Raw genomic sequence first — 6,262 nt, forward strand, 5'->3', positions numbered from 1 at the left:
CCGTTAATTTAAATATCATCTCGGTATGGGTCGGCTATGTTTAGCTCGCCAAGTAATTGCTTTTCTATACTTTCCATCTCGAGTGCGTCCTCACTCTTTATATGGTCAAATCCAAGTAAATGCAAGCATCCATGAATAACCATATGAGCAAAGTGGTCATGAAATGACTTCTCTTGCTCTATTGCTTCAGCCAAAACAATGGCTGGGCAAATAATTAAATCGCCCACAAGAGGAATGTCTATTCCTGGTGGCGCTTCAAATTCAAATGAGAGTACGTTGGTTGGTTTATTTTTACCGCGGTAATCGTTATTTAGCTGCTGCGATTGCGCTTCGTCGCTTATTACAATGCTGAGTTCAGACTCATCACGGTATTGGCTTAGGGCTTTATCGGCCCACAGTGCAAATTGCGCTTCGCTTGGGAGATTGTCAAACTCACACGCTATTTGTAAATCAAGTTCGGTGCTCACGGTATTACTCTTTAGTAGAAGGCTGCTGTTGAGCGGCCAATAAGTCTTTGGCTTTTTGCTTTTCTATACGTTTAAGTCGCTCGTTTTCGTCGTTGCGCTCGTAGGCTTCTACAATGCGGCCAACAACAGGGTGGCGTACTATGTCGTGCGATTTAAAATAGTTAAAGCTAATTTCTTCAACGCCGTCGAGTACTTCTATTGCGTGGCGAAGGCCTGAACGTGCACCACGAGGTAAATCTACTTGTGTTATATCGCCCGTAATAACCGCTTTAGAGTTAAAGCCTATACGGGTCAAAAACATTTTCATTTGCTCGGCGGTGGTGTTTTGGCTTTCATCTAAAATAATAAACGCATCATTTAGTGTACGGCCACGCATGTAAGCAAGTGGTGCAATTTCAATAATGTGTTTTTCGATTAGTTTTTCAACTTTTTCAAAACCCAGCATTTCAAATAACGCGTCGTAAAGAGGGCGCAGGTATGGGTCTACTTTTTGGCTCAAGTCGCCTGGTAAAAAGCCTAACTTTTCACCGGCTTCTACTGCTGGACGAGTAAGTAATATTCGGCGAATCTCTTGACGCTCTAGCGCATCTACAGCAGCGGCAACTGCAAGGTATGTTTTACCTGTACCAGCGGGGCCAATACCAAAGGTAATATCGTGATGTAAAATGTTAGCTACATATAAACTTTGGTTGTCGTTGCGCGGTTTAATTACGCCACGGCGGGTTTTAATGTACATTTCTTTGCCGTAAGCACTTTGTGGTACATCTTGCTCTAGGGCTTTTGATTCGGTAATGGCTAAATGTACGTTGTCGGGTTCTATTTCACCAATTTCACCACGAACAGGTTGAGTACTCACGTATAAGTCTTTTAGGATCTCTACGGCTGCAGCGCTTGAGTGCAGTTTTCCTGTTACTTTAAAAAAGTTGTCGCGGTGGATAATTTCAACACCAAGGCGGCGCTCAATTTGTTTGATGTTTTCGTCAAACGGGCCACATAAAGAAGAAAGGCGTTTGTTGTCGGCAGGTTCTAAATAAATCTCTAACGTTTTTAACTGATTACTCAAAATTACTTCCTATTCGGGTGCGCCAGTGTTAACTGGCGCAATGAATTTATGCAACTAAGGTACGAAAGTAGCTACACCAATTTCGTTTGTTGTTTCGACTTTTGGTTCAATGCTTGCGGCTTTAGTTAAAATAGCTGAAGGCGCAACTTCACGTCGTAAGTTCATTTCTGATTCTGTACGAATTAAGTCACCACGTAAAGAGTTTGGTAGTGCCTCGGTAATACGTACATCAACAAACTGTCCGATCACAGTGTGTGGACCAACAAAGTTGACTACACGGTTATTCTCAGTACGGCCACGTAATTCCATTGGGTTCTTTTTAGAAGGACCTTCAACTAAAATACGTTGCTCTGTATCAAACATTTGGCGGCTAATTTGTTGCGCCATTTGTGTAATACGGTTTTGTAGTAGGTATAAGCGCTCTTTTTTCTCTTGCTCTGTTACGTCATCTGGCAAGTCAGCCGCTGGTGTACCCGGGCGTGCACTGTAAATAAAGCTAAAGCTCATATCAAAACCAATATCGTTAATTAGGTTCATTGTGGCTTCAAAGTCTGTTTTGCTTTCACCTGGGAAACCAATAATGAAATCTGACGACATGCTTAAGTTAGGGCGAATTTTACGTAACTTACGAATAGTTGATTTGTATTCAATTGCTGTGTGGCCGCGCTTCATTAAATTAAGGATACGATCTGAACCACTTTGTACTGGTAAGTGTAAGTGATCGACAAGCTCTGGCACATCAGCGTATACGTCGATAATATCTGGCGTAAACTCTACAGGGTGCGATGTGGTGTAACGAATACGGTCAATACCATCAATGGCGGCGATCAAACGAATTAAATCTGAGAAGTAGCAAATATCGCCATCGTGAGTATCACCACGGTATGCGTTTACATTTTGACCTAGAAGGTTTACTTCACGTACGCCTTGCTCAGCAAGTTGTGCTACTTCTAGTAGTACGTCATCTACTGGGCGGCTAACCTCTTCACCACGGGTGTAAGGTACAACACAAAAAGTACAGTACTTAGAACACCCTTCCATAATAGATACAAATGCTGAAGGGCCTTCAGCTTTTGGCTCTGGTAAACGGTCAAACTTTTCAATCTCTGGGAATGAAATATCAACAACCGATGAGCCTTTATCGCCTTGCACTTGCTTAATCATTTCTGGTAAACGGTGTAGTGTTTGTGGGCCAAAAATAACATCAACAAATGGCGCACGCTGGCGAATAGAGTCACCTTCTTGTGAGGCAACACAACCACCAACACCAATAATTAAATCTGGCTTGTCGTCTTTTAATAATTTCCAACGACCTAATTGGTGAAATACTTTTTCTTGCGCTTTTTCACGAATTGAACAGGTGTTAAGTAATATTACGTCGGCATGTGTTGCATCTTCAGTTAGCTGGTAGCCGTTGGTAGCATCTAGAAGTTCAGCCATTTTCTGAGAGTCATACTCGTTCATCTGACAACCCCAGGTTTTGATATGCAGCTTTTTGCTCATTGAAATATAGCCTCGTGTTCAATTCGGTAGTGGCACAAAAATGTGCTTAAATCAGGATTAAGGAGCAAGGTTGCTCACTTAAAGGACGCGTATTTTAGCTGGATACCCGCCCAGCCTCAAGTATAGTTTTTATGTTTGTGATCTTAAATCAATACAGAGCCAGTTTAATAGCTTGATAGTTATATACTCTCGCACTAAAGCAGCGAGTTACGGTACAATAAAAATAGATTCACGTATTAACAAAATGATGAAAAACATGACTCAAAATAAAGCGATAGTTGTTGGTGGTGGCATGGTTGGAGCCGCTATGGCCATTAGGTTAGCACAGCAAGGAAAGTCGGTACGCATTATAGAAAAGCATATAATTGATGCCGATAATATTTTAGCAAGCGATACGGTAGATATTCGCGTATCAGCTATTAATCGTTTTTCAGAAAATTTACTCGATGAATTAGGTGCTATGCCTATTTTAAGGCAAAGCCGTGTAGCGCCTTATAAACAATTAGAAGCATTTGAGCGCGGCGGCGATAACCTTTTATTTGATTGCGCCGATATAAATACCTCGCATTTAGGCCATTTAATCGAAAACAACTTAATACAAGCAAGCCTTTGGCAGCAGTTTCAAAAATACAACATTGAAGTTATTGAACAATCAGAACCTGTAAGTGCTATTGAGCAAAATGCTGACTCTATTACGCTTATATACGCAGATACTCGCTATAACGCTGATTTAGTGATTGCAGCCGATGGTGGGCAATCGCAGCTACGTGCAAAAGCTAATATTGGTGTAACCGGATGGCAGTATCAACAACATTGTATGGGCGTACTTATAAAGCTTGATGCGCCGCAGCAGGTAAAAACATGGCAACAGTTTACGCCAACCGGGCCATTAGCGTTTTTACCTATGCAGGCCCCATACGCTAATTTAATTTGGTATGACGACGCTAATACATTACAAAACTTTAAAGGGTTAGCGCCTGAACAAATTAAAACGCATATTTTAAATAAATTTCCGACACTTGCAGGCGACTTTGACGTGCAAAGCCATGCGATATTTCCGCTTACCCGTCAACATGCTAATAATTACTCGCAAGGGCGGTTAGTGTTAGTTGGCGATGCAGCGCACACAATTAACCCGCTTGCAGGGCAGGGGGTTAATTTAGGCTTTCAGGACGTTGTAGCACTTGCTAAAGCGCTTGATGGCGTTGATGATATTGGTTGCCCGTTAAAACTAAAAGAGTACGAGCGCAGCCGCCGCAAAGCTAATTTATTAATGATGAGTATGATGGATGCTTGTTACTTTGGTTTTTCTAATCAAATTACACCCCTTAAATGGGCGCGAAGCCAGTTTTTAAAAATGGCCAATAATACCGGCCCTTTGAAAAATTGGGTTTTAAAATACGCTATTAGCGGTGAACTTGGTTAAACCTTTATACGCACATTACTTTAATGTGCGTTTTTCTATTGCTTAGCACCTGTCATTTTTTTAACTTCTAAAAATAACTACAAATTATTGTAAATTTATTTCGTTATTACGTTTATTTGCCATACTCAAATTATAATCAAATAAAAAATGAGTTGTTGTGGGAAATCTTTTTGTTTATCTAATTATAATAGGGGTTGTACTACTTACCCTTAGTATTATGCCTACCTTACAAATTTGTAAAAAAACAAAGAGAGTGTCGTGGGTTTTATTATTAGTTTTAATTATTGGCTTTATTGTAGGTTACTGGTGGATTTTATATTACTTTGTTAATAATCCATCGAGTGATTTTGTTGTCAGTAGTATTGCGCTTATCCTGTGTGGCGGTGGTGCGTTTGTATTTTTAATTATTAAACTCAGCTTAAAAAGTATTATTAAAATAGATGAGTATGCAGAGCGTCAGCGCTTTTTAGCAGAGCACGACCATTTAACCACACTTCCAAACCGTAAAAAATTCTTTCAAATATTAAACCGCCAAGTTAAGTATAAAGACCCTTTTACGCTGCTTTTAATAGATCTAAATAACTTTAAAAAGATTAATGATTTATATGGCAATAAGGTCGGTGATATTTTACTTACTGTATTTGGTAAAAGAATGAGTCAAAACTTAAGTGGGATAGCAAAACTTTACCGCATTGGCGGAGATGAGTTTGCCCTGATAGTTGAAACCTCACCCAATGATAATTTTGAAGCCTGTTTAAATGCCATTAATAAATCTATTAATTCCCCCTTTGTTATTTACGAGCATAATTTAAAAATAAAACTAATAATTGGGGCAAGCCTGTACTTACAGGACTCTTTGCAAGCAAATGAGCTATTTACGCAAGCTAATTTAGCAATACATGAAGCTAAAAGTATACAGCAGCCTTTTGTAGCGTATAAAAAAGAGCTTGGCAAACGCGCCAATGATTTACGAGATATGAGTAGCAAAATAAAGCGTGCCATTAACGAGAAAGAGTTTGAGCTGTACTTACAACCAATATTTGATGCCGATTCACAGGACATGCACGGCGCTGAGGTACTCATTCGCTGGCCTCAAAGCGATGGCTCTTTTATAAACCCTGAATTATTTATTGGTATTGCAGAGCAAAGTGGGCTTATTTTAGGTATTTCTAAATGGGTTGTGCTTGAAACAATAAATCATTTAAAACAACTAAAGAGTGCCGGCTTTATTGGTGCATTATATGTAAATTTATCAACGAAAGATTTAGAAAGCCCTGAGTTTTACGAGTTTATAGAAACCTTACTAGCTGATGATCCAAGTTTGAGTGATTTTATTATTTTTGAAATTACTGAGCGAGCCATGATGACTAATTTACAAGCGGCTCTAACTATGATGCAAAAATTAAACAGTAGGGGCTTTGAATTTAGTGTTGATGATTTTGGCACTGGGTTTTCTTCGTTAGTATTATTACGGGAGTTACCTATAAGCCAAATTAAGATAGATCAGTCATTTATAAAAGATATGCTGACACAAATAGCGGATTACGCCATTGTGGAGTCTACTTTGTTTTTAGCAACGCGATTAAATTGTAAGGTGGTTGCCGAAGGCATAGAAAATGAAGATGTCCAGCAGGCATTAACCGCTATGAATTGTGACTATTTGCAAGGGTATTATTACAGTAAACCAGTAAGAATTAATGAATTTATAAGCAAGTATTTGAGCGAGGATAGATACAGGATAATTTAGAAAATTGGCTGGGATACCAGGATTTGAACCTGGGAATGCCAGGATCAAAACCTGGT

At 39.5% G+C, this 6,262-nt stretch carries 5 protein-coding genes; 2 read left to right on the plus strand and 3 right to left on the minus strand.

Features of this window, described 5'->3' with window-relative positions:
- Window positions 1–8 precede the first annotated feature (8 nt).
- From ybeY to miaB, 3 genes are read right to left on the minus strand one after another with little or no spacing between them, the layout of a single operon-like run.
- Complete coding sequence (gene ybeY / locus V6260_RS07585; protein WP_104642303.1) at window positions 9–467, minus strand: rRNA maturation RNase YbeY; 459 nt, start codon at window positions 465–467, stop codon at window positions 9–11.
- Between the two features lie 4 nt (window positions 468–471).
- A complete protein-coding gene (locus V6260_RS07590) occupies window positions 472–1,530 on the minus strand; it encodes a PhoH family protein (protein ID WP_341593500.1) in 1,059 nt (352 codons plus the stop codon).
- A 54-nt stretch (window positions 1,531–1,584) separates the two neighbouring features.
- Entirely contained in the window at window positions 1,585–3,033 is a 1,449-nt protein-coding gene (miaB, locus tag V6260_RS07595) for a tRNA (N6-isopentenyl adenosine(37)-C2)-methylthiotransferase MiaB (RefSeq protein ID WP_341593501.1), read from the minus strand.
- A 244-nt stretch (window positions 3,034–3,277) separates the two neighbouring features.
- On the opposite strand from miaB, the gene V6260_RS07600 reads away from it, so the two are divergent.
- Together V6260_RS07600 and V6260_RS07605 are read left to right on the plus strand one after the other, a co-directional pair.
- A complete protein-coding gene (locus V6260_RS07600; protein WP_341593504.1) occupies window positions 3,278–4,459 on the plus strand; it encodes an FAD-dependent monooxygenase in 1,182 nt (393 codons plus the stop codon).
- A gap of 253 nt (window positions 4,460–4,712) precedes the next feature.
- On the plus strand, window positions 4,713–6,206 hold the full coding sequence (locus V6260_RS07605; RefSeq protein ID WP_341593502.1) for a bifunctional diguanylate cyclase/phosphodiesterase: 1,494 nt from the start codon (window positions 4,713–4,715) through the stop codon (window positions 6,204–6,206).
- The last annotated feature ends 56 nt before the right edge of the window (window positions 6,207–6,262 follow it).

The sequence above is a fragment of the Pseudoalteromonas aliena genome, from assembly GCF_038155085.1.
GTDB classification, from domain to species: domain Bacteria; phylum Pseudomonadota; class Gammaproteobacteria; order Enterobacterales; family Alteromonadaceae; genus Pseudoalteromonas; species Pseudoalteromonas aliena_A.